Origin of the sequence: Sulfurihydrogenibium subterraneum DSM 15120 (assembly GCF_000619805.1) — a bacterium.
GTDB lineage: Bacteria > Aquificota > Aquificia > Aquificales > Hydrogenothermaceae > Sulfurihydrogenibium > Sulfurihydrogenibium subterraneum.
On record NZ_JHUV01000011.1, the window covers coordinates 97,176 to 120,073 of the forward strand.

Annotated in this window: 22 protein-coding genes; 10 read left to right on the forward strand and 12 right to left on the reverse strand. The window is 32.7% G+C overall.

Annotated features, from left to right (window positions below; genetic code table 11):
* Positions 1 to 37 precede the first annotated feature (37 nt).
* The 6 genes from tmk to Q385_RS0106240 all read left to right on the forward strand — a co-directional run bounded on the left by tmk (position 38) and on the right by Q385_RS0106240 (position 4,084).
* Entirely contained in the window at positions 38 to 652 is a 615-nt protein-coding gene (gene tmk, locus Q385_RS0106215) for a dTMP kinase (RefSeq protein ID WP_028950841.1), read from the forward strand.
* Entirely contained in the window at positions 649 to 1,569 is a 921-nt protein-coding gene (locus Q385_RS0106220) for a DNA polymerase III subunit delta' (RefSeq protein ID WP_028950842.1), read from the forward strand. The genes tmk and Q385_RS0106220 overlap by 4 nt, the downstream gene beginning before the upstream one ends.
* A 10-nt stretch (positions 1,570 to 1,579) precedes the next feature.
* Complete coding sequence (locus tag Q385_RS0106225; protein WP_028950843.1) at positions 1,580 to 2,416, forward strand: PSP1 domain-containing protein; 837 nt, start codon at positions 1,580 to 1,582, stop codon at positions 2,414 to 2,416.
* Positions 2,397 to 3,353 (forward strand): KpsF/GutQ family sugar-phosphate isomerase, encoded by a 957-nt coding sequence (locus Q385_RS0106230; protein WP_028950844.1) that lies wholly within the window; start codon positions 2,397 to 2,399, stop codon positions 3,351 to 3,353. The genes Q385_RS0106225 and Q385_RS0106230 overlap by 20 nt, the downstream gene beginning before the upstream one ends.
* A gap of 82 nt (positions 3,354 to 3,435) precedes the next feature.
* On the forward strand, positions 3,436 to 3,636 hold the full coding sequence (locus Q385_RS0106235) for a hypothetical protein (RefSeq protein ID WP_012674016.1): 201 nt from the start codon (positions 3,436 to 3,438) through the stop codon (positions 3,634 to 3,636).
* Positions 3,626 to 4,084, forward strand: coding sequence for a type II toxin-antitoxin system VapC family toxin (locus Q385_RS0106240; RefSeq protein WP_028950845.1), 459 nt, complete (start codon positions 3,626 to 3,628; stop codon positions 4,082 to 4,084). Before Q385_RS0106235 ends, Q385_RS0106240 begins: the two co-directional genes overlap by 11 nt.
* A 106-nt stretch (positions 4,085 to 4,190) precedes the next feature.
* On the opposite strand, the gene Q385_RS0106245 is transcribed toward Q385_RS0106240, so the two are convergent.
* Positions 4,191 to 5,021 (reverse strand): radical SAM protein, encoded by an 831-nt coding sequence (locus tag Q385_RS0106245; RefSeq protein WP_028950846.1) that lies wholly within the window; start codon positions 5,019 to 5,021, stop codon positions 4,191 to 4,193.
* Between the two features lie 58 nt (positions 5,022 to 5,079).
* Between Q385_RS0106245 and Q385_RS0106250 the strand changes: the two genes are divergently transcribed.
* The 4 genes from Q385_RS0106250 to rgy all read left to right on the forward strand — a co-directional run bounded on the left by Q385_RS0106250 (position 5,080) and on the right by rgy (position 11,263).
* Entirely contained in the window at positions 5,080 to 5,331 is a 252-nt protein-coding gene (locus Q385_RS0106250) for a DUF6952 family protein (protein ID WP_028950847.1), read from the forward strand.
* Positions 5,332 to 5,661: 330 nt separating this feature from the next.
* On the forward strand, positions 5,662 to 5,814 hold the full coding sequence (locus tag Q385_RS09245) for an integrase core domain-containing protein (protein WP_084609393.1): 153 nt from the start codon (positions 5,662 to 5,664) through the stop codon (positions 5,812 to 5,814).
* 106 nt (positions 5,815 to 5,920) lie between these two features.
* Positions 5,921 to 7,393 carry a CsgG/HfaB family protein gene (locus Q385_RS09140; protein ID WP_051524408.1) on the forward strand — a complete coding sequence of 491 codons (1,473 nt, stop codon included), beginning with the start codon at positions 5,921 to 5,923 and terminating at the stop codon, positions 7,391 to 7,393.
* A 441-nt stretch (positions 7,394 to 7,834) separates the two neighbouring features.
* Positions 7,835 to 11,263: a reverse gyrase gene (gene rgy, locus Q385_RS0106260; RefSeq protein ID WP_028950848.1), complete on the forward strand. Its 3,429-nt coding sequence runs from the start codon at positions 7,835 to 7,837 to the stop codon at positions 11,261 to 11,263.
* 4 nt (positions 11,264 to 11,267) lie between these two features.
* Here rgy and Q385_RS0106265 read toward each other — a convergent pair whose 3' ends face one another.
* From Q385_RS0106265 to Q385_RS0106315, 11 genes are read right to left on the reverse strand one after another with little or no spacing between them, the layout of a single operon-like run.
* Positions 11,268 to 11,783, reverse strand: coding sequence for an NADH-quinone oxidoreductase subunit B family protein (locus tag Q385_RS0106265; protein ID WP_028950849.1), 516 nt, complete (start codon positions 11,781 to 11,783; stop codon positions 11,268 to 11,270).
* A 9-nt stretch (positions 11,784 to 11,792) separates the two neighbouring features.
* Positions 11,793 to 13,376: a hydrogenase large subunit gene (locus Q385_RS0106270; protein ID WP_028950850.1), complete on the reverse strand. Its 1,584-nt coding sequence runs from the start codon at positions 13,374 to 13,376 to the stop codon at positions 11,793 to 11,795.
* Entirely contained in the window at positions 13,373 to 14,824 is a 1,452-nt protein-coding gene (locus Q385_RS0106275; protein WP_037919741.1) for a hydrogenase 4 subunit F, read from the reverse strand. Before Q385_RS0106275 ends, Q385_RS0106270 begins: the two co-directional genes overlap by 4 nt.
* A gap of 2 nt (positions 14,825 to 14,826) precedes the next feature.
* The gene (locus Q385_RS0106280) at positions 14,827 to 15,474 is read right to left on the reverse strand and encodes a hydrogenase (protein WP_028950852.1); all 648 of its coding nucleotides are present in this window, start codon (positions 15,472 to 15,474) and stop codon (positions 14,827 to 14,829) included.
* A 10-nt stretch (positions 15,475 to 15,484) separates the two neighbouring features.
* A complete protein-coding gene (locus Q385_RS0106285) occupies positions 15,485 to 16,420 on the reverse strand; it encodes a respiratory chain complex I subunit 1 family protein (protein WP_028950853.1) in 936 nt (311 codons plus the stop codon).
* A gap of 3 nt (positions 16,421 to 16,423) precedes the next feature.
* Positions 16,424 to 18,436 (reverse strand): proton-conducting transporter transmembrane domain-containing protein, encoded by a 2,013-nt coding sequence (locus Q385_RS08945; RefSeq protein WP_037919743.1) that lies wholly within the window; start codon positions 18,434 to 18,436, stop codon positions 16,424 to 16,426.
* 51 nt (positions 18,437 to 18,487) lie between these two features.
* The gene (locus tag Q385_RS0106295) at positions 18,488 to 18,859 is read right to left on the reverse strand and encodes a hypothetical protein (RefSeq protein ID WP_028950854.1); all 372 of its coding nucleotides are present in this window, start codon (positions 18,857 to 18,859) and stop codon (positions 18,488 to 18,490) included.
* 1 nt (position 18,860) lies between these two features.
* Positions 18,861 to 20,015: a class I SAM-dependent methyltransferase gene (locus Q385_RS0106300; protein ID WP_028950855.1), complete on the reverse strand. Its 1,155-nt coding sequence runs from the start codon at positions 20,013 to 20,015 to the stop codon at positions 18,861 to 18,863.
* On the reverse strand, positions 20,015 to 20,707 hold the full coding sequence (locus tag Q385_RS0106305) for a NuoI/complex I 23 kDa subunit family protein (protein WP_028950856.1): 693 nt from the start codon (positions 20,705 to 20,707) through the stop codon (positions 20,015 to 20,017). Before Q385_RS0106305 ends, Q385_RS0106300 begins: the two co-directional genes overlap by 1 nt.
* A 12-nt stretch (positions 20,708 to 20,719) precedes the next feature.
* The gene (locus Q385_RS08950; RefSeq protein ID WP_051524409.1) at positions 20,720 to 21,151 is read right to left on the reverse strand and encodes a hypothetical protein; all 432 of its coding nucleotides are present in this window, start codon (positions 21,149 to 21,151) and stop codon (positions 20,720 to 20,722) included.
* Positions 21,151 to 22,884: an NADH-quinone oxidoreductase subunit D gene (locus tag Q385_RS0106315; RefSeq protein ID WP_028950857.1), complete on the reverse strand. Its 1,734-nt coding sequence runs from the start codon at positions 22,882 to 22,884 to the stop codon at positions 21,151 to 21,153. The genes Q385_RS08950 and Q385_RS0106315 overlap by 1 nt, the downstream gene beginning before the upstream one ends.
* Positions 22,885 to 22,898 lie beyond the last annotated feature (14 nt).

Sequence of the window (22,898 nt, forward strand, 5' to 3'; positions counted from 1 at the left end):
TATATACTATAAGGAAAAAATATTTTTATGAGGTTTCATGGGAATTTTTATAACGTTTGAAGGAATTGAAGGTAGTGGCAAATCAACACAAGCAAAAAAATTATATGAATATTTAACAAATAAAAGTATAAAGGCACACTTAACGAGAGAACCGGGCGGAACTTTAATAGGTAAAAAAATAAGGGAAATTTTACTATCCCACTGGCAAGAAAAATTCCCTTCTATCGCGGAGCTTCTACTTTATGAAGCTGACAGAAATATCCACGTTAATAACGTTATAAAGCCATTACTACAACAGGGCTACATAGTCATATCAGATAGATTTTACGACTCAACTACCGCCTACCAACATTACGCAAGAGGCATAGATTATAACATTATAGACAGCTTAAACAAGTTAGCTACAGAAGGACTTATACCTGACATTACCTTTTTATTAGACCTATCAGTTGAGGAAGCTTTTAAGAGACTAAACAGGGAAAAAGACAGATTAGAAAGTGAGAATATTGAGTTTCACCAAAAAGTAAGAGAAGGATTTTTAAAGATAGCAAGCCTTGAAAAAAACAGAGTAATAGTTTTAGATGGATTAAAAACTGAAGATGAAATATTTAGCCAAATATTAAAGATTTTAACAGAGAAAAAAATAGTATGAAGATAATCGGACACCAAAAAGAAATTGAACTTATTAAAAAATATTTAAGCAAAAATTACGACTCTTTATCTTTACTTTACGAAGGGAAAGACTGTATAGGAAAAAAACTTATAGCTTTTTTAACTGCAAGAGGTTTTTTATGTGAGAAAAAGCAGGGTTTAGGCTGTGGAGAATGCCACGACTGTAAGCTTGTAAACAACCTTATATCAAACGTATACAACAAAGAAAACCTCTCTTCCCATCCAAATGTAAAATTCATTCCATACGAAGGTAAAGAGATAAAGATAGACCAGATTAGAGATGCTATATCTTTTCTAACCTTAAAGTCAGATAAAGGTAAAGTCTTGATAATAGAAAAAGCTGAAAATATGAACACTGAAAGTGCAAACGCTCTGCTAAAAACCTTAGAAGAACCCCCTTTAAACACCCTTATAATACTTACTACCTCAAACCAAAATCAGCTCCTACCTACCATAGTATCAAGATTAAAAAAGGTAAGATTTAGAAAGTTATCTGAAGAAGAAGTTAAGGATATTTTAAGACTTAAAGTAAGTGATGAGAAGAAAGTTGAGAATCTGTCTAAAATATCTGGTGGTAGTTTATGCTTGCCTTTTAGTATATTAAATAAAGAAAATGTTTACAACTTAGCCCACTCTTACTATGAACTTTTAAAAACAAAAAAACATAATGAAGGACTTTTTTCTATTACACCTATAGTAGACAAATTTGACAGTGATGATACAAACCTATTTTTTGATATAATTTTAAGATTTTTTGAGAAGGATTTACAAACTGGACAGTTAGACAACAGCTTTGCAGAAAGTTTTATAACAGAGTTTAAAAAGTCAAAAACCGCGGTTTTAAGAGGAGTAAAAAAGAAGCTTGTTTTAGAAGGAATGTACTACAACTTAAAGTGAGGTAAAGAATATGGATAATATAAAACCAGTAAGAATAAGATTTTTAGACACAAACAAATTTTCAGAAGCAATAGTCCCAACAAGCATAAAAAAAGGAGACTTTGTAGTAATAGAATCAGAAAAGGGGCATGAGCTTGTTTTAGTTATGGGAAACTGTGTCTATACAGATGATACAAGAAATTACCAGTTTATAAGAAAAGCAACAAAAGAAGACATAGTAACATTTGATAAACACGAAGAAGAAGCACAAGAGTTTTTAAATATATGTAAAGAAGAATCTGAAAACCTTGGATTAAAAATGAACTTGTTAAAAAGCTACATACCGTTAAACCGAACAAAAGCACTGTTTTATTACACGGCAGAAAGTAGAGTTGACTTTAGAGAATTAGTAAAGATAATGGCAAAGAGAATAAAAATGAGAATAGAGATGAGACAGGTTGGCGTAAGAGATGGAGTACAGATAGCAGGAGCTGTTGGTGTTTGTGGTCATCAATGTTGCTGTAATTTATTTTTAGACAAGTTTGAAAACATCTCTGTAGAAATTTTAACAGAACAGAACCTCCCTCCAACTCCTGCAAAGTTTACTGGAATATGTGGAAGGCTTATGTGCTGTTTAACTTTTGAAAAAGAAACGTACAGTATAAAAAACGACCTACCTGAAATAGAATCTGTAATAGAGATGGAAGGAAAACCTTACACAGTCAAAATGTACGACTTTATCGGAGAAAAAATAATAGTGGCAGATGAAGAAGGAAATCTTATAGATATTACATTTAACGAGCTTGAAAGTATGAACTTGTTAAAACCAAAAGCCTGTGGAAGCTGTAATGGATGCACAAATCATTGATTTAGGCAAACAAACTATAGAAGAAGAAATAAGAGCTTTAAATAGATTAGAAGAAAGTCTTGATGAAAATTTTGAAAAAGCTGTAAAGCTTATATTAGACACACAAGGAAAAGTAATAATAACTGGAATGGGAAAGTCTGGACTTATAGGTAAAAAGATTGCAGCAACTTTATCCTCTACTGGAACTCCAGCATTTTTTCTTCATCCAGCTGAAGCTCTCCACGGAGACCTTGGAATGGTTGAAAAAAAAGATTTGATAATAGCCATATCAAATAGTGGAGAAACTCCTGAACTTTTAGCCATAATTCCAATCTTAAAAAGATGGGGAAATAAAATAATAGCCATCACAAACAAAAAAGACTCATCTTTAACAAAGTATGCAGATGTGTCTTTATTTTTAAATGTAGATAAAGAGGCATGTCCTTTGAACCTTGCTCCTACTTCTTCTTCTACAGCTACACTCGTTTTAGGAGATGCCTTGGCTGTTGCATTACTAAAACTGAGAAACTTTACACCTGAGAACTTTGCAATGTTTCATCCTGGTGGGTCTTTAGGTAAAAAACTTATGAAAGTAGCTGATATAATGAGAAGAGACCTGCCAATAGTTTATGAAGACACACCTTTAAAAGAAGCTGTGATAGTTATGTCTGAGAAAGGCCTTGGATCTACACTTGTGTTAGATAAGAATAACAACCTAACAGGTATAATAACTGACGGAGATTTAAGAAGATTTATAAACAAAGGTAAAAGTATAGACAACTCCTTATCAAAAGATGCTATGACAAAAAATCCAAAGACAGCTTCTTCCGATTGGCTTGTCCTACAAGCCCTTGAGCTTATGGAAAGACACAACATCACAGTCTTACCAGTAGTAGAAGACCAAAAACCAGTTGGCATAATCCACATTCATGATATACTAAAAAGTGGGGTTATTTAAAAAATTCATAAAACCTTATGATAAAATTGCTTTTAGATTTTATATTTAGTTTTATAAAAGTTTTATTTAATGAGGTGCTTTTATGGGTAAAGTTATAATAGAAACCAAAGATAACGGAGAATTAAAGATAAAAACCTCTTTAACTTTAGAACAAATAAAGAATTTAATTGAAGGAATAGAAAAAAAAGAAAAAGCAAAGAAACTTCTAAACGCTACATTTAACACCTTAAAAGAGAATAGAGAGTTGGAAATAAAATCAGAGTTAGAATGGTATGAACAATAAAATATTTATTGATAGTTCTATTTTTATTGAAACTTTTAAGGGAAATACTGCAGCAAAAGAAATACTGGAAGTAGCAATTGATAACTTTGACGTATGTATAAACAGTATAGTATTTTCAGAGGTTATCTTTAAATTAATAGTTTTAAAATCAGGTAAATCTATCTTAACAATCAAAAACCAGAAAAATCTCATTTCATCTTTAATGAAAGAATTAAAAAGTTATTCAGAATTACTTTTATTATTCAATGTTCTAGAAGAAAATAAAGAAATATTAGATATATCTCTAAAACTAATGGAAAAATATGATTTATTAACAAATGATGCTTTAATTTTAGCCACTTGCAACTATTACGAAATAGATAAAATAGCTTCGTTGGATACAGACTTTGAAAAAGCAACTACAAACGAAAATATCAAACTTATAAGAAATGTAAATGATTTGAAATAAAAACATACACATAATATCTAGAGGCTTTTTTGCATTTTATTTTTTTAACTTGAAAACAATATAATTTGCTAATGATTTTTTAACAATTTCCTATTATATGTCTAGTTTAAAAAATCGTAAAATTTAATTTATGTAATTCTAACCTATTCACCATCAAGGTTCCGCAACCGCCTATTTTTCTTGTTCTGTATTTGTTTGATAGAGTGACTCTTATACCTTTTTCTCTCAGTCTTAAAAACAGCTCTTCGTATCTGTCGTCAGGGACTGATTTGTAAGGGAAAAATTCAATCTCATTATACTTTAAGAGGGATATTCCTATGCCTAACTCTTTGGCAATTTCTCCTAATTTATCAATTTCTTCGTAAGAGTCGTTTTCTCCGTAAATCAAAATGTAGGCTATGCTGTAAAGTTTTTTCTTTCTGTTTGATAGATGTTGTAGATGGTCTTTAAACACTTGTAATAGCTGGGATATTGTGTGGGAGTTTGGAATGAGGGATTTTCTTTTTTCTTCAAAAACGCTATGGAGAGACAGGTTTACTCCGTCGTGATTTAGAGTAAGGAGCTGTTTAAAGTTTGATATTGGAAAGCCAGTTGTGTAAAAACTTACGCTTAAACCTTGAGATTTAAAGTAGTCAAACGCCTCCTTTACATTATCCCAGTTTAAAAGAGGCTCTCCTATCCCTGCAAAAGCTATACTTTCTATTTCGTATCCTTTTTCTTTTACCATTAAATACTGATTTACTATCTCATCAAAAGATAAATTTCTAATCAAACCGTTTAATCCAGAAGCACAGAAAGAGCACTTTATAGAGCATCCTACCTGAGAAGAAACGCACAGAGTTTTTCTGTAATGGACAGATTCTATCGTATATCCATCATCAGTCTTTATCTCAAAAAGCGTATTTAACTCATCATTTATGATTTTTACCACTTCCATTTGCTTCACCAGAGATTATAATTTAACTTGTAAACAACATTATACAAGAGGTAATGTAATGAATATAAAAGAAATAAAGGAGCTTGCAAAAAAGTTTACTCCTGAGCAGATAGAACAGTGTATAAATGAAGCTCTACAACACGGAAAACCTCAGACAGAAGGTTGTAATCCGTCGGGAGATATAGTTGAAATTTTAAACACACTTGCAAAAGCTCAAACAGTTAGGGAACTTATAGAGAAAGGAATGACAGAAACAGAAGCTCTAAGGGAGCTGGCAAGGAGAATAAGAGAGATTCAGTCAGTTAAGTAATTTTTCTTTTAATCTAAATTGCAGTCGTCCTATCAAAAATGACAGTTTTTGAGCCTCAATTAAATTGGATTAATTGAGATTAATTAAGCCAAGTGATTGATAAATAATAACTGTCGATCTCCAGAGATTTTTGCAGGATTGGAGGTTGACTGGAATTTTTGGATTCCTGTTGTATTTATAAAAAGGTGTTATATATTTTTTATTAATTTATAATAAACAATTTAAACCTTATTTGTTGACAAACGAATAAGGTTGTATAAGTTCATATAGACAGTGAACACCTACCTACTGTGAAATAAAAAATTTACTAAACAGAAGGCAAAATGAAAGGTGTTAAAGAAGTTATGGTTAATAGAGAAAATGGAATATACGATAGATGAGATGAATAGAAGATTAAGTAGTTATGTGGAAAAATACAATTTTATAAGACCGCACTACTCTTTAGGATATAAAACTCCTGCAGACATGCTTAATAAAATGTGATAAAATTTTTTAGGTGTGGGTGTTCATGATGTATAGAACTTATACAAGGTCAAAGAAGGGGGTTAGCGTGCTTATAAGGAATTGAAACAATTAGGAGGTGTAGGAAATGCATGGAATAAGAAAGCTTTTGATGCTGGCAGTTCTTTTAAGTATTGTGGTAAGTGGTGCTTTTGCACAGGATGAAGAGTATGCAAAGGAGGTTAAAGAAAGGATATTAAAATTGCCTCAGTGTTCCAGACCTATGGGAGTGATAACTGCAAAGAGCTTTAAGTGTAAAGCTGCTGCATGTCAGGGAGAAAGGGTGTATTTTGGTCCGGGCTGGGGGATTGAGTTTTCCACAAAAGCACTAGGAGATGGACTTGCTGATATGCTTATAACAGCCCTTGCCAACACTAACTGTTTTAAGGTGGTTGAGAGGATAGCTTTGGAAGAGATAAAGGAAGAGCTTGAGCTTATGGGAGTAAAACCCCAGGCTACGCTGAAAACAGCAGACTACATTATAACTGGGGCGGTTACCGCTCTTGAACTCAAGGCAAGTGGACTTGGAGGTGGTGGTGTAGTTGTTCCACTTCCTTTCGGGCTTGGGGCAAAGTTTGGTAAAAGCAAAGCTCACATAGCTCTTGACATGAGGATAGTACAAGTAAAAACTGGAGAAATACTTTCTGCAAAAACTGTTGAAGGAAAATCAGAAAGGTGGAACATAGGTATTGCGGCTGGAGGTCTCTTTGGAAGTACGTTTGGAGGAGCTTACTTTGAAGCTGTTAAGAATACCCCTCTTGAAGAAGCAACAAGAGATTTCATTGTTAGAGCAGTTGCTCTTATAGTTGAATCGGTTAAGGCTCAAGCTCCTGCAGATGTGGTAGTGGGAGAAAAAGTGCAAGTGTATAACGATAAGGGAGAAATAGTAAAGGAAGAGGTGGTCATGCCTAAGGCTACAGTGGTTGAAGCACCAACAAGACCTGAGGCTGAGCCATCTCCCTCTGGTGGGTTGGTCAGGGAATCCGTAGAGGCAAGTTCATATCCCAAAATCCTCTGGCATGAGGATTTTTCAACCTGCAAAGTGGTGCCTACCAACATAAAGATTATTCGCGGTCAGGGTGAGTGTGTAGGCATGGGTGGTAAAAAGTGGCTTGCCACCACTAAAGGTGAGCTGGTTTTTGAAAGGAACATTTCCGGCTTTGACCCAACAAAGAACTTCACAGTAGAGGGTAGGGTTTATTACTCACAAAAAGGAGGAGTTTCTTGGGAGGGCCTTATGCTCTATATTGGAAAAGAAGGAAGCCCTGTTTCAATAGAACTTACCAGAAATGTTACCTACTGGAAGTATGGCGGAACCACTTCCATACCAAATCATGCGGGCTTGCCCGACGTGCTTGTAAATAAGGACTTTAAGTTTATGCTTAAGAAAGAGGGAGAGCTTGTCCATCTTTTCATAAACGGTACGAGGGTTTTGACCACGCAGATTGATACGGTTGCCCTCAAGAACCTGCCAGCTAAAATAGTTATTAAAATGTTTGGCAATGACATAGGAGAGGGTTCTTATGTACTTTTAACGGATCTACGCATTACAAGCCAGTAATTAGTATAAACTTAGTTTAACATACGCTGGGAGAGAAATTAAGCATGAAAAATTACTTCCTCATAATCACTTCTGTAGAAACTTTACCCAATAGCATAACCACCCTTCCTCAAGTGGTAAAGTTGGAACACCTGTATTTTTTATACTTCCTTTTGAAGGTTTGGGGCATTATAATAAGCCCCAAACCCTTGAAGGACTTTTTTAATAAGGGATTACAAGCATTTTGAATTTCTCACTCGGCTTATGAGTATTATTTTATAATTCTCATTGATATGAACTTATGAGGATTTAGGCTAAGTTATTAGATTCATTCTGACTATAAAAAAATTGGAGTTCTTTTTGTTTCAAAGTAATTTTTAATCTTTCTTTTTCTTTCATTCAAATCATTCAAAATTTATATAATATTTTTTATTAACAACATAAAAAGAGGTTTTGAGGCTAATGATTTACGCTGTTTTTGAAAAACTATGTCCTAACTGCCATGGAGAGATATCTTCTTATAGATTAGAAAAAGGTCTGCCTTGTAAAAAATGCCTGCCTGACGAAGATTTAGACGTATGTACACACGTAAAACCAGGAGATATAAAAAATCTATGCAATCTATACGATATACTAAAACAGTGGCAAGAACATTTTGAAAGCTACATAAAGGCAAAACCTTGGAATCTACAAAACACTTGGGCAAAAAGAGTCCTTTTAAGACACTCTTTTGTTTTACTTGCACCAACAGGGATAGGAAAAACCTCATTTGGTATATCTATGGCTTCATTTTTAGCAAAACAAGGAAAAAAATCCTACATTCTACTTCCTACAAAACTACTTGTAAAACAAGTTTCAGAAAGAGTTAAAAACTTTGGAATAGACAAAAAAGATATCCTCGCAATAGGATTAGAAAAATCAAACAAAGAAAAAGAAGAAAATAAAGAAAGATTAAAAAACGGGGACTTTAAAATACTCATTACAACCTCTATGTTTTTATACAAAAATTTTGAAATCTATCCCAGAGACTTTGAGTTTATATTTGTTGATGACGTAGACTCCTTCGTAAAAACAGCAAAAAACATAGATAAAGCCCTTTACTTACTTGGCTTTACACAAGATGATATAGAAAAAGCATTATTCTTTATAAAACTAAAAGCAAAACCAAACAAAACCCAAGAAGATTGGGATAAAATAAATCAGCTGACAGAGTATCTACAAAAACAAAAAGAAAAAATAAATGGTGTTTTAATAGTATCTTCTGCAACATCTAAACCAAGGTCAAGTAGAGTTAAACTTTTTAGAGAACTTTTAGGCTTTGAAATATCAAGCCCAACCTTTTATTTAAGAAACATAGTTGACAGCTACGACGAAGAATACTCTTTTGAAAAGTTAATCTACTGGATAAACAGATTTGGAAAAGGTGGACTTGTATTTATCCCTTCTGATAAAGGAAAAGAGTTTGTAGATGAGGTTGTAGAAAAGTTAAACAAACACAAGATAAAAGCAGTATCTTACGAAGAGTTAGATGACAAAAACCTTAAAAAATATCAAGAAGGTAAAATTCAAGTTTTAGTAGGTATATCTTCTTACAGAAACCCGCTTGCAAGAGGTTTAGACCTTCCTCACGTTATTAGGTATGCTCTATTTTACGGAGTGCCTAAAATATCAATATCCTTAAGATTAGAAGAAAACCTCGTCCACATGCTCTGGGCTTTAACCTCAATAAGAAGCTACATAATTAAAAAATTTCCTGAAATTACCATAAAAATTAATCAGTGGATAACTCAGCTCCAAAAGTACCAAAACCTAACTCCAGACTTTATCCAGAACAACCCACAAGTTAAAGAAAAAATAGAAAATCTACAGCAAGAGATAAGAGAGTTTTTCCAAAAACCAGAAGTCTTAGAAGTTTTAAAATCTTCAGATGAGATTGTTTTAAAACAAAAAGAGGACGGATACTATTTAATCGTGTCAGACGCTACAGGATACTTGCAGGCAAGTGGAAGAACTTCAAGACTCTATGCAGGCGGAATAACAAAAGGGCTATCTTTAATACTGATAGATGAAAAATCCGCATTTAAACATCTCAGCAAAAGAGTAAAATGGTTTAGTGAAGACATAGAATTTATAAACATAAATCAGATAGAGTTAGACCAGCTAATAAGACAGATAGACCAAGACAGAGAAAAAGTAAAAAACTTTTTAACTAATCCAACCACAGTCCAGTCTTCAGACCTACTTAAACCTACTTTAATAATCGTAGAATCACCTACAAAGGCAAAAACCATAGCAAACTTTTTTGGCAAACCTGTAAGAAGAAAGATAAACCAGACAGACGTTTTAGAGACATCTACCGAAGGTAGATACTTAATGATTACAGCTTCCTTAGGACACGTTTTAAACCTTGTTAAAAATGTTGCATATCACGGCGTAATAGTAGAAGATGAAAAGATAACTCCTATATATGAAACAATTGAAGGAAAAGAAGAGACAGTGGAAAACCTTAGAAGACTTGCTATAGAAAATATGGAGATACTTCTTGGGACAGACCCAGATGCAGAAGGAGAAAAAATATCTTGGGACTTACACGATCTTTTAAAACCAATTTTAAGAAACATCAAAAGGATAGAGTTTCACGAAGTAACGAAAAAAGCTATAACAAAAGCAATAAACGAGCCAAGAGACATAGATGAAAACTTAGTTAAAGCTCAGATAGTTAGAAGAGTTGCGGATAGATGGGTAGGCTTTGAGTATTCTCAATTACTACAAAGAGAGTTTCATAAAAACTGGCTTTCAGCTGGTAGAGTCCAGACACCAGTTTTAGGCTGGATAATAAAGCGTGAAGAAGAAGCAAAGAAAAAAATATACTTAGTTATTGTAAACATTCCTGTAGAAGATAAAAAGTTTTCTTTTGAGATAACCTTTAATACAAAAGAAGAAGCTGATAGATTTTATCAAAACCTAAAAGAAGTTGAGATAGTGGTAGAAAGAAAGTACGAAGAGTTAGAAAATCCACCACCACCTTACAGAACAGACACTTTACTGAAAGATGCAAGTGATAAGTTTAGATTTACTCTTCCTCAAACGATGGATTTAGCACAAACCCTTTTTGAACTTGGATACATCACTTACCACAGAACAGACTCTATGAGAGTTTCTGATGCAGGAATATACCTTGCAAAAGAGATTATTACTCAAGAGTTTGGAGAAAACTACTTTAAACCAAGAGTTTGGGGAGAAGGTGGAGCTCACGAATGTATCAGACCAACAAAAAACATAACTCCAGAAGACTTAGAATCCCTTATGCTAAGTAAACAGATAGAAGGCTTAACTTACAACCATCTAAAACTTTACAAATTAATATTTAACAGATTTATAGCCTCTCAGATGATTCCAGCAAAAGTAGAGCTTGCAGACATTGTAATAAAAGCATTGAGTTTTGAGATAAAAGAAACGATTAAAACGAAAATTATAGAAGATGGTTGGAACCTTGTTTTAGGTATTGAAACAAAACCACTTATAGAAGGAAAAATAGACGTACAACAGTATAAAAATTTAATACAAAGACCAAAGGCTTATCTTTACACTCACGGAGAGATTGTTAAAGAGATGAAAGAAAAAGGCATAGGAAGGCCTTCCACCTACGCAACTATAATAGCAAAACTGTTAGAAAGAGGCTACGTAATAGAAAGAAAAGGATTTTTAATACCAACAAAATTAGGAAAAACCGTTTACAACTTCCTAATAAGCAAACCAAACTTAAAAGAGTTTTTATCAGAAGAGTTTACAAGAAAGTTAGAAGAGATAATGGACAAAGTAGAAGAAGGAAAAGAAAATTACATCAACGTTTTAAAGGATTTATTCGTTAAAGTCAGAAGAATATCTTAAAAAACTATTCAAACTTTTGCTTAATTAAAAGGAGAATTCCAGAGATTATATCTATAGGTTCTGGAGGACATCCTTTTATCCATATATCTATGGGTAATTTTCCTTCTAGTCCGTCCATAGTTGCATAACTTCCTTTAAACACACCACCATCTAAAGCACAATCTCCTACAGCAATAACAAACTTAGGATTTGGAGTATTTTCATATGCTTTTATAACAGCTTCATACATATTCCTTGTAAGGCAACCTGTAATAAGTAAAGCATCAGCGTGCTTAGGAGATGCCACAAACTTAATCCCAAACCTCTCTATATCGTAGTAAGGGTTTGAAAGGGCTGAAACTTCATACTCACAGGCATTACACGAACCGCTGTCAACCTCTCTAATAGCAAAACTGCCATCAAAATATTTATCTATTTTTTCTTTTAACTGTTTTCCTAAAACCTCAACATTTTCATCTCTTATTACAATTTCTTCCGCTTTTATGCCTTCTTTTAATCTTTCTTTAATTATTTTAAACATCTTCTCACCTCAAAGGTCGTTGCCTGCATAACTAAGATTTAAACTTTTGTTTACCAGAGGAAAGTCCGCAACAATATCTCCAAGGACAGCAAACTGAATAGTTTGCCAGTTGTTAAATGAAGGGTCTCTTATTTTTAGTCTATCTATCTTACCTTCTTTATCTGTTTTTACAAAGTAAATTATATTACCTCTCTGCCCTTCTGAGTATCCTAAAGTCCATCTGTTTGCAGGTACTGGGTTAGGTTTTGTATATATATCTCCTTCGGGCATATCTGATAAAACTTCTTTTATGATTGATATACTGTCTTCAATATCAGCAAGCCTACATTTTAATCTTGCTAAACAGTCTCCTTCCTCAAAAACTTGGCTGTTAAATGTGAGTTTATCGTAAATTAAATACGGATGCTCTTTTCTTATATCACTTTTCAATCCAGAAGCTCTTGCAGTGTATCCTACAGAGGATAAATCTTTTACAGTTTCATACTTTACTCTTCCTGTTGTTTCAAATCTATCAAGAATAGAAGCAGAATTCAAAAGAATATTTTTATAAAAACTATACTTTTCATAAATTCTATCTATTGTGTCTATAATTACTCCTATTTTTTCTTTATCTATATCAACATTTACTCCACCTATTGTCAAAACATTTTTGTTAAATCTACTGCCAGATAAATACTTACTCAACCTCATTATATCTTCTTTAAGGATAAACATTCCTTGAGCACCAAAACTGTAAGCAACATCTTGAAATAACCAACCAACGTCGTTAATATTACACATTAGCCTTTCAATCTCTGCAAAAAGAACTCTTATATACTTTGCTTTTTCAGGAATTTTTGTATTTGAGAGTTTTTCTATCGCCTGAATATAAGCCAGAGTATGAGCAAAACTGTGATCTCCAGAAACTTTATCAGTTAAACTTAAGACTTCCTCAACACTTTTTCCTTCTGCAAGTTTTTCTATACCTCTGTGTTTCCAAAAATGCCTTATTTCCAGCTGGAGTATATGTTCTCCTGCTAAAGAAAACCGAAAATGACCCGGCTCAATAATACCTGCGTGTATAGGTCCAACTAATATGTTAAAAACACCTTCACCATCTACTTCTTTATAATCATACTTTCCATATCGTTTAAAATCAGGTCTTTGTGTTAAATTGAAATCTTTTCTTAGAGGATAAACATCAGGAGGAAAGTTTTCAGGGAATAGAATTAACGGTCTTGGGTCTGGGTGGTTTAACGGAATAAGTCCAAACATATCTTTGATTTCTCTCTCATACCAGTTTAAAGCAGGAATAATGTTTGCAAGAGAGTTAAACCTTTCTTTTACTTTATTTTCCACTATAAAAAAAACATTTTTTTGATGGTAAGAAAACACATAACGAATAGTAAAACAACACTCATTTTCATTAAATCTATCATCAGTAGCAACAACTGTAGCCAGCTCACAGTCTAAATCTCTGAAAAGATACTGACAAACCTTAGCAAGATTAAAGTCTTGGACGTGTATAACTATTTCATTCTCACTATTAAAACTGTAATCTTTTATAATCTCTTTTATCGGATTTAACAAAATTAAAAGCTCTTCACTCTTCATTGCTTTGCTCCTACAATTTCTACTGCGTTGTTTATAAGTGTTATAACTTTATCAGGAAGATAAAAAGAAGAAATTACAGAAACTACTACTAAAACAACCACAGGAAGTAAAAGTATTGAGCTTTCTCTGTATTTTTTATCCGATTCTCCCATAACCATATTTAGAAAATGGTATATAAAACCTCCAAATATTACAGTCAAACCTGTAAGTAAAATTATAACTTCTAATGTATAACTTTCTTTAAAAGCGGATAAAATTATGTAAAGCTCTGACATAAAAATACTGAAAGGAGGTGTTCCAGTTATAGCAAATACTGTAAGGATAAGGAGAGCTGATGTGTAAGGCATAGATTTTAACAAGCCTTTTATACTAAAAATCTCTTTTGAATGTAAAGTTGTTAAAACACTTCCTACAGTCATAAATATAGATGTTTTTACAATGGCATGGTTAATAAGATGGTATAAACCAGCAAAAACAGCCATCTTTGTGTTTATCCCGAAAGCAAACGCAATTATTCCCATATGTTCCATAGAAGAGTAGGCTAAAAGTCTTTTGTAATCGGTTTGTCTGAGTATAAATAAAGCAGATACAATAACTGTAAAAAGACCAAAAAATAGTAAAAATTTATCTGATATACTACCACCACCTTGATGATTTAAAATAGCTTGAACCCTTACTATTGAGTAAAAAGCACAGTTAAGTAATACTCCAGACATTAAAGCACTAATAGGTGTAGGAGCCTGAGAGTGAGCATCCGGAAGCCAAAAGTGTAAAGGCGAAAATCCAACCTTTGTTCCAAAACCTACAACTATAAATATAAAACCTATTAAAAGCACCCTTTTATCAAGTTTATCAGCAACTTCATAAATTTCAGTCCAGTTTAAAGCTTTAAGACCTTCTCCAACAACAGAAAAAGAAGCAAAGTATATAACTATTATTCCAAAAAGAGCAAAACCTATACCAATTGAACAAAGCATAATATACTTCCAGCCAGCCTCAACAGCTTCTTTATTCCTATAAAAGCTTATAAGAAAAGCAGTTGCCAGAGTAGTTCCTTCTATTGCAATCCACAGAATGCCAAAGTTGTTAGAAAGAGACAGCAACAACATTACAACTATAAATAGATTCATCCAAAAGAAAAACTCATTTATCTTTTTCTCAGGGATTCCTGCTTCCATCTCTTTTCTCATATATCCAATAGAATAAATAGAAACAAAAAAGGAGATAAAAAGAATAACAAGTATTAAAATTCCGTTTAATGAATCTAAAAATAAAAGATTGTTAAGTTCAAATAATCTATCTCCAGCCTTTTCAATGTTAGAAACTAAATTAACACCTATTATAAATCCTAATAAGGAAACTATCGGCTGTAGCAGAAAAACAAACCGTAAAGGTGAAACAAAAGAGATAAAAGCCCATACAAAGTAAGTCAGAAGCAACAGTTTCATCTTCACTCCTTCAAAGAAGTTAATTTAGAAGTATCCATACTGTCAACAGTAGTCCTTATTTGAAATGCAAGAACACCAGCCATCAAGACGCCTATAAACACGTCAAAAAATACCCCTATTTCTACAATCATAGGCATACCTTTTGTTAACGATGTTCCAGCAAGGAGTATTCCATTTTCTATAGTCAGAAAACCTATTATCTGGGTTATAGCCTTCTTTCTAACTACCATAATAAAAGAGCCAATGAGTATAATACCTATAGATAAAGGGAATATCTGATGTGCTATAACTTCTCCGGATATATGTATCTTGTTTGTTATGTAAAATGAAAATATAACAATTAAAATAGAAAGCAGAAGAGAGTTGGTAATATTTAGGTACATAGAAACTTCTCTATCGATTTTTACTTTTTCTAATATTCTAAACAAGAAGTAGGGTATCAAAACAACCTTTATTAAAAGGTTTAAAAAAGAAGATAGAAAAAGTTCAAACTCTCCTGTCGCAATACCTATTGAGAAAATACTCAAAGTCAAAAACAAAGATTGAACTTGGTATATTTTAACAGACAGGTTTAGCCTATTACTTGACAGCTGGGTAATAGCCAGAAAAAGTGACATAGCACCAAAGAATTCAACAAAAAACCTAATCACATCAAACCTCCTACACATGATAAACAATAAGAGAAATAAGAGAGAGAATAAAAGCAAGTGTAAGAATCTCTGGAACTCTGAAAAATCTAAACTTTGCAATACTCATCTCAATAAGAGCAACAGGAATTGAAAAAAGTAATACTTTTATTAGAAATATTACTATACTTAGTGCTAATAACAAGATTGAAGTTTCTTTATAAAAGCCTATTGGAAAAAACAAGTTTGATGCGACAGTTAAATAAATGGCAAGCTTTATGTAAGAAGAAAGTTCAAACAAAGCAAGATGTCTTCCTGATGTCTCTAAAATCATGGCTTCGTGAACCATTGTAAGTTCAAGATGTGTTTCAGGATTGTCAAAAGGTATTCTTGCATTTTCAGCCAATGATACAAGTAAAAGAGATATAAGAGCAAATGCAAAAGAAACTGGAACAGAAGAAAGTCCTATTTCGTGAACTTTTTCAAAAATCTCTCCTATGTTCGTACTACCAGTTTGGAGAGCAAAAGTAAATATAATCAGCATAAGAGAACTTTCTGCCAAAGCTGCAATTGTCACTTCCCTTGAAGAACCTAATCCTCCAAAAGCACTTCCTTGGTCAAGTCCGTAAAGAGCTATGAAAAAAATTCCAAAGGCAAGAATATAAACAAGAGCTATTATATCCCCAGAAAAACTTAAAAGGGTGTATTTACTAAATACAGGTAAAAATGTTACAGCCCATAAAGTAGAAATTAAAACCATATAAGGAGCAATTCTTGATATAAAAGAAGCATCTTTAGATATAACCACTTCTTTATTGAAAAGTTTGTACAAATCTTTGTAAGCTTGAAACAAAGAAGGACCCTTTTGACCTCTTAAAATACATTTTATTTTATGTATAAATGTTTTAATAAAAGGACTAATAGCTACGACTATAAAAACCTGTAGAAAACCTAAAATTATGTTTTTCATAATTTACCTCACAGCTATCAAAAGTAAAACTGTAAGAGTTATCACTATATACGCTATATATACGTGAATAATTCCTGGCTGAATGTAGTATCTTACCTTTAAGATAAATCCTGTAATTAAATCTAAAACCTTTGAATATATGTATTCAACTCTATCAACAATCTCAATTGTATATTTCTTTTTTGGGAAAAAGTACTTTTGCTTTTGTTCAACGTTATTTAACGATTCTTTAACCTTATACACAAATGCAAGGATTCTTCTTATAGGCTGAGAAAATCCAGACCCACTGTACTGTGCCTTTGTTGTAAGGTTATCTTCTGTAAGACCACAAGCCCAAGTTTCATAAACCGTTATCTTTCCACTACCAAATATCCTTGTAAATAGATAAACAATGATAAGCGTTAACACCCCTGCTAACGCTATTCCTACAGGAGATATTCTTCCAAAATCATAATCAGAGGCTATAAGAATAAGTCCATTTTCATAAAGGATACTATTAAAAACAGAACCACCCAGTAAACTTTTCAATACTTCATCCGCAAGATAAATAACAGTAAAAGGAAAAATACCAAGAATAACTACCAATGTTGCCAGAACACCCATAGCAAACAACATAGATATTTCTGATTCTGAAGCGTGTTTAACATTTTCTGTTCTTGGCAAACCTAAAAATGATAAACCAAACATTTTTACAAAACTACCAAGAGCAAAAGCTCCAGTTAGAGCTAATATAGAAGCAAAAAGTGGCATTGTAAAAGATAAAAACTCATTATCTAACTTACTACTAAATAGAATAGATTGATAGATGAGCCATTCACTTACAAATCCATTAAAAGGAGGTAGTGCTGTTATTCCCATAACTCCAAAGAGAATAAAAACAGCTGTTTTAGGCATATACTTTATCAATCCTCCAAGATTTTCTATATTTTTTGTATGAGTTTTGTATAAGATGCTACCAGCACCAAGAAACAGTAATCCTTTAAATACAGAGTGATTTAATATATGGTATAAAGTGGCTATAAACGCTACACCAGCTAAAAGATATACGTTGTTAGCTTTAAATATCATAGAAAGTCCCAAAGCCATAAGAATTATTCCTATATTTTCCATAGAAGAGAAAGCAAGAAGTTTTTTAATATCTGTCTGTACATAAGCATACAAAATTCCGTAGATTGCCGACAAAGAACCTATAAATACAACAATATAACCAAAGTAATCTGGATAATTGTTTAAAAACTCAAAGTAAAACCTTATAAGCATATAAACCGCTATTTTTATCATAACTCCAGACATTAAAGCAGATACGTTAGAAGGTGCAACTGGATGAGCTTTTGGAAGCCATATATGGAGAGGAAAAATTCCAGCTTTTGTTCCAAAGCCTATTAATGCAAATAAAAATACTAAAAATTTCATATTTTCTGGTAAATTTATATTTGAAAAGCTTTTAAAATCAAGATGTGATGAATATAAAAACAAAATCGTAAACGCTAAAATTATAAAACCAGTTCCAAGGTGAGTCATAAAAATATAGCTTATACCAGCTTCAAGATTTTCTTTTACTTTGTAATCAAATATCACTAAAAAGAAAGAGACAACAGACATTATTTCCCAAAAAATAAGGAACGTTGGAATGTTTGATGAAAAAATAACTAGAAGCATAGATGCTATGAAAATATTATATAGTAATACCAACAACCTTTTATTTTTAAACTCATTTATGTATGTTAACGAATATACAGAAACCACTGAAGCAAGTAAAAGGACAGTACTTGCAAAAAATAAGCTTAAACTGTCAATTCTATAGCTAAACTCTAAAAAAGGAATATTTGTTTTATATGAAATCTCATAAGAAAAATTATTTAGTATCAGTAAAACAGAAAAAATAAGCCATATAAAAGAAATTACTCCTTGTAAGGTCAAAGAAAATCTTGGTTTGAAAGAAAATATGGTTGGGAGTAAAAATAGCATCAATAGGTAATAAAAGGACTCTCCATCTCCACAAACAGAACTTTCCAATTCTCACCTTCCTGTTAAATATGTTAGATTAAAATTTATTATACTATTTAGCTATCCAGTTTTCAAGTTTAAATAAGTAATTGCTATTCCAGATAAAACAAGTATCGGAAGTCCTATTATAACTGTTACTATCAAACCAAGTAATGATGCTATTAAAGTTTTTTTAAAATCTTCTTTAAAAACTATTTTTCCAAAGTAAGTTTGTAAGATTACCAGAGCTAAAAACATAACTAAAAGAGAGTAATGAGATATAAATTTCTCCGTAAGGAGCTTCAATCCTCCTGCCAGCGTATAAGGAACTAAAACAACAAAAAAAGACATTAAAAAAGAACTTTTTTTATAATTGGCAAGTTTTGAAGAGTACCAGTAAGAAAATGTGGCTATTAATAAAAATGAAAAAGCAACTATAAAGTTATAAAGCATTTTAAAAATCCTCTATTTTGTATCTATCATTTTGTGGTGGTAGTAGCTTTAATCCTGATAAAGTTGGGTTTGTAATGTTTTTGTGTTGCACTAAAACTTTAAACTTTTCTCCCATTCCTTTTGGAAGTATAAGAGTTTTAAGTCTGTTTATCCTTTCAAAAGATTTTGAATCTCCTTTTTCCTGTAGCTTAATCATAACATCTCCAAGCCCTAAGTTTATTAAAAAATGAGCTTGGTCTGTAAATCCTGTAAACTCCAGTCCCACCTTTTTTCCATAATAAACTAAAGCTGAAAAGTTAACGTGAGAAGTAATATCCTGCAGTCCAATATTCTCGTAAAAGTTTTCGTTATAGGTGTGTTTGTAGTAGCATAAAAGAGTCCCTTTCATTCTGTATGGTTTATACAACTCTTTAGAAGGATAGCCATAATCAACAGTAAAAACAAAACCTTTTTTTAGGTTTTGTCCTATCTTTTGTATTAAATCTTTTGCAATCAAATTAACTTCCGTTGTCATACCTTCTGGAATGTCTATTTTTAACTCTTTTAAATAGTTTAAAATATTCTCGCCAGCTTCTCTAAAATCTTCTATAATTTCTCCATCTACTTCATTTAAATAAACTTCGTATATTCTTCCGTTTTTCTTTTTTATAAGATGGACAGGTAAAGCGTCAAAAAGTTCGTTTGAGTAAATTATACCTTCAACTTCTTCTAAATCTTCAATGTTTTCCAGCCATCTAACGTTAAAACTGTCTAATATTTTTTTCTGATTTTCAATATGAAAAGGAGATTTTTCAACTGAGATAAATTCAAGATTTTCATAAAACTCGGGATAATTAGATTTTATTTCATTTAAAACGTCAAAAGCTAAAATACCTTTTCCTGACCCTATCTCTACAAGCTTTATTTTTTGACCTTTAAAGTAGTTTAGATAGATTTCGTTAAACTGTTTTGATAGAAGCTGACCAAATACAGGGTCAAGCTCAGAGCTTGTAAAAAAGTCTCCGTATCCACCGATTTTTTCTTTATCAGAAGTATAGTAGCCAAGGGAAGGATAGTATAATGCATAATCCATAAAATCTTTAAAACTAATCCCTCCCCTCTTTTTTATATCGTTAAGTATTATTTCTATCAGCTCTTTTTTTCCTGATAATTTCATTAAGCAGTCTGGTCGTGGTAGTTAGGACCTAATTTAGGCATATTAAAGTCCCAGAGTTTTTCTCTTGTTTTATCATACTCAGGCCAGAGTTTTTGGTCTTCTCTCCACTGGGAATGTTGGTCAAACTTTTCGTCTCTCCTTCTTGATGCAAATTCGTTTGCTATTTGTGTAAGCATATCTTTATCTAAAACCCAATTTCTTCTTGTGTAAGAAGAAAGATCGTATATATCTGTCATTATTATGCAGTCCGTAGGGCAAGCTTGAGTACAAAGACCACAGAATGTACATTTAGATAAATCCATATTAAATACTGTCATAACTTTTAATCCATAGTGTGGATGGTCTTCTGGCACGTCTAACTTTTCTGATTGAATATCAAAAAGCTCTGGAACTGGGCAGGCTGCTTGGCAGAACTTACAAGCTATACACCTTGTTTCTCCAGGTTCTGGTGGCTTTATTTTAAGTCTTTTTACCCAAGAATCAAACTCTGGATTTTCAGTCCCATCTACCGTCCTAAGTCCATGCACACCTCTAAACCTTGGTGGAGGAGTAACTACTTCATAAGGAAAGTCAACAGTTATAACTTTCTTCCACAGATGTTTTATAGTGGTTTTTAATCCTTTTATAAAGTCAAGGAAAAATATTTTTTCAACTAATGTTTGAGGTTTTGCACCTACTTTTTTTACACCCATTTTATGCCTCCTTTAAAGAAGATTGAACCTTTTTAAAACAGTAGCAACTTTTGGGTCTTCTTTAGCAAGTTCTCTCAAAGCTTTTATTAAATCAGATAGCTTACCTTCTTTTTCTATTTCTTGAACAACTTCTTGTTTTAAAGCTTTAAGGTATGTTCTTCTATCCCATAATGCAAAGCCTATGGTAGTAGCTGTTAAAGTTGTAAAAATACCTGTAATTATCCATAAAAATGTGTAAAGCTGGTCTATTTTCTTGTCTATTTGGTCTATTCTTTTGTTCATATCTTCCATTCTTTTTTCAAGACCATCCACTCTACCTTTTAACTCAGATACTTGCATGCTAAGATTTATAAGAAGCTCCCTGTCTTTTTCTGTAAAACTATCAGCCTTTGCGTAAAACGACAAACCTATAATTAAGATAAAAATAGCTTTTAAAATCTTCATTATCTATCAGTCTCTCCAACTACTGGGTCTATGGTTGAAAGTAAAGTAATTGCGTCAGCTATAGGTCTTCCTATAATAGCTTTTGTAAAGACTTGTAGGTTGTAGAATGCTCCAGAACGTATTCTCATTCTGTGGGCTTTTAAACCGTCTTTTTTGTTGTAAATGTAAAATCCAAGCTCTCCTCTTGGGTTGTCTGAAGACGCGTACACTTCACCTGCTGGAAGCTTCATACCTCTACCGTCTATAGTTACTTTTAATTTTTTCTCATCTGGAGTTTGGAAGAAGTAAGGGTCGTTTTTAGACATTTTTCTTAATTTTGCTACACACTGCTGGATTATCCTTATACTTTGTCTCATCTCTTCCATTCTTACAAGGTATCTGTCATAAGAGTCTCCAGTTTCTCCAACAGGAATATCAAACTCTACTTCTCCATAAGCATCGTATTTATCTATTTTTCTAATATCGTAAGGGACTCCTGAACCTCTTGCAACAGCTCCTGTTAAGCCATAATCGTAAACATCTTCTTCTGTAATGATACAAACGTCTTTATTCCTTGAAAGCCATATTCTGTTTCTTGTTAAAAGTGTTTCGTAATCGTTTATTCTCTCTGGAAGATCTTTTATAATATGCTCTATAGCATCTAACGCACCGTAAGGTAGGTCTGCAAAGACACCGCCTATTCTAAAGTAGTTTATAGTAAATCTTGCTCCAGATATACCTTCAATAATGTCCATAATTTTTTCTCTTTCTCTAAATGTATATAAGAACATTGTTAGAGCACCAAGATCTAAGGCATAAGTTCCAAGCCATAGAAGGTGGCTGTTAATCCTTGATAGCTCAGCCATCATAGTTCTAATCCACTTTGCTTTTTCTGGAATTTCAATACCAAGGAGCTTCTCTGCTGCTAAAACGTATGCGTGATTTTCGTTTATCGCAGCAATGTAGTCCATTCTGTCAGTATATGGTATAAACTGTTGCCAGTTAACATTTTCTCCTAATTTTTCTACTCCTCTGTGGAGCTGTCCTATGATAATATCACACTGTTTTACATACTCTCCATCAAGGTCAAATAAAAACCATATTGTTCCGTGTGTTCCTGGGTGTAATGGTCCCCAGTTTAACACTATCTGAGAGGTTTTAACAGGCATTCTTTTCTTTTGAGTTATTTCAAGGTCTTCCATTGTTGGAATGGCGGTATGCATTCTGTCGTAGTTAAATAAACCTTCTAATGAGTCTCCTCTAAGTGTTTCGTTTAAAGAAGGAAGATATGTATCTTTTATTCCTTCGAGAGGAAAGTCTTTCCTTAAAGGATGGTATGGGTATGTTTCCCAAAGGAGCATTCTAACTAAATTTTCGTGTCCTTCAAACTTTATACCAAACATATCCCAAGCTTCTCTTTCAGCCCACTTTGCACCTTTCCAGAGATTGGTAAGTGTAGGGAGCGTTTCGTCTAATGCCCACGTTTTTACTATTATTCTGTACTGGTAAGTAGGAGAAAACAGTATAACTACTCCTTGGAATCTTGGGTCTTCCTTTTCACCGTGGTCTATTATTGTAAGGTCTAAAAACATTCTAAAATCGTATTCTTTATCTTCTTTTAAGAACTTTAAAAATTCTATAAATTTATCTTTTGGAACTTCAACAGATACAACCCCACTTTTATCTTGTGATACTTTCGGATATCCAAATCTTTCTTCTAACCTTTTTGCCTTCTCAACACTTATCCAAGACATCCTTCCTTCCTCAA